Below are 2160 nucleotides of genomic sequence, written 5' to 3' on the forward strand. Positions count from 1 at the left end.
GGCTGAGAAGATCGCTTGTAGATGATTGATCCAGAGTTAACTGAAGCATTATTAATCTGAACAAGGCTGGCATTGTTTTCAATGATTAAATTCTGATCTGTAGCAACGTTTACCCAATTTGTTATCGTCAGAGTACGGCCGGTTTTTATTGTAACTTTAGCTGTACTTCCGGAAACCAGACAAGTACAACCATACAGATCAACATTTGGATCTGCAGCGGGAGGATAATTTCCTGTAAAAACAATATTTTGATCTAAAGTAGGTACGGATCCTGTCGACCATGAAGTCCCGTTCCAGGTATTGGTGGTCTGACTGCTAATTGTTGTTCCTGCTGTTGAAGGAGATTTACAGCCAGTGCTATTGGTTACTCTAAAGCTATAAGTGCCGGCTGCCAATCCTGTAACTGTAAATGTAGTACCCGAACCGGTAGTATTTACGGTTCCGCTGGCAGAATTTCTTTCTAATGTCCATGATCCTGAAGGAAGATTACTTAAAGCAATAGTCCCTAATGAATTGCAAGTGATATTTTTTACACTTCCCAATACAGGAGGATCCAGAAGATTGATAGAAGTTGGAATATCATCGTTGTTGGTATTACCTGAAATGTCTTCTACGATATTCAATGATGGATCCAATGCCGTGATTTTTGCTGTATTAATAACCCTGCCCAAAGCAACATCAGCAGCTGTAACCGTGTAATTTCCTGTAAATACAGCGGTAGCACCTACAGCCAGAGAAGCAACAGGTGCACCTGAAATGGTACTGATTTTAGGATCTGTTACCTGAATATCTGTCAAAGGAACCTGCCCTGTGTTTGTCACCTCAAAAGTATAATTTATCACACTGCCCTCTTTGCCACACCCAGTCATTGAAGCTTTTTTTACCAAAGCAACCTCTGCTGTTTTAAGTGAATTTTTATTAAAAGCAATAAAAGCACAATCTGAATCACCTGAAAAATCAACCACAAAACTATCAATCTGACCTGCATTTGCAGATGTAATTCCAAATGAAGATAAATCAATAGCCAGAATTCGGATGTCACGGGTTTCGTTTGCAGCATAAGTAGAAGATGGTGCTCCATTGTTTGCATTAAACAAATCAAGACGATAAGTTCCCATGACTGCCATTGAAGTAAAATTAACATTTACTGATACTCCAACGGTAACATTATTGCTATCTACAAATCTAAATTTATCCACTGTCGAATTTGGAGAAGCTACCTGAGTTACCACGATATCCGGAATGTTGTCACCGATAGCACCTACCAGCACATTATTTGTACCAACTTTAAATGAAGCAGAAGCTGGTTTTATATTGGCAATACCTGTTCCTAAAGCCAGACCATTAATCCCATCAGTAAGTCTGTATGCTAATTCGGCGGGTACAGAAGTTGTTCCTAAAAGTGGTGGTGTCAATACTCTGTTAGTTAAAGATCCGTCTATCATTGAACCCTGCAAAAAATAAGTGCTTGAAGTATATTCTAAAGACTGTATTTTTAAAGCCCTGAAAAGAGAGTTTTCAAAAGCAATTGAACGGGAAGTTAAGGTAGCATTGTTCACTCCTGTAGCATATGTTTTACCACCCCAGTCAAATGCCAGCAGGTTGTTTTCTGTATTAGGCTGATTATTTGTACCAGTGGCTGAGTTTGATGTCCAGTACCCATTCCAGTCAGTATAAATTCGGGTAACAGAAGTCTGACTAAAAGTTCTTGAGTGTACTAATAAAAAAAACAGAACAACTGCCTTAAAAGATATGACATGTCTGATCAAAAGTGGTTTTTTAATCATTTTTGCAGGTTTTAAATGTTTTTGGAGCAATAATCTATATACGCACTTTTAGCATTTTATTTAAATTAAAATGTGTTTAAAACATTAAATAATAAGTATATAGGCGGCAAAAGTAACCGTTCTTTATTACTCTAAATAAAAAAAAGAAAAAAATCCGATTAAGTGATGCATTTTTTCGATATAATACATAAATAGGAATCTTAAAGCAAATGACAAACCATACACTTTAAATAGAGAAAAAATTAGAAAACCTGAATAAAAAAAATCCGATAACTTTCGTCATCGGATTTTCGGTGTGTTTCGTTGTATTATTTGAAGATAACTTTTTTGGTCGTCTGGTAGCCATTATCCAGAACTACTTTCACCAGTAAAA

1 protein-coding gene is annotated in these 2160 nt (G+C 36.7%); it reads right to left on the minus strand.

Annotated features, from left to right (window positions below; genetic code table 11):
- Positions 1-1787, minus strand: a 1787-nt coding sequence (locus tag GXM17_RS21195) for a DUF7507 domain-containing protein (protein WP_425280029.1), incomplete at its 3' end; no start/stop codon positions are given.
- Between the last annotated feature and the right edge of the window lie 373 nt (positions 1788-2160).

The sequence above is a fragment of the Flavobacterium fluviatile genome, assembly GCF_010645065.1.
Lineage (GTDB): Bacteria > Bacteroidota > Bacteroidia > Flavobacteriales > Flavobacteriaceae > Flavobacterium > Flavobacterium fluviatile.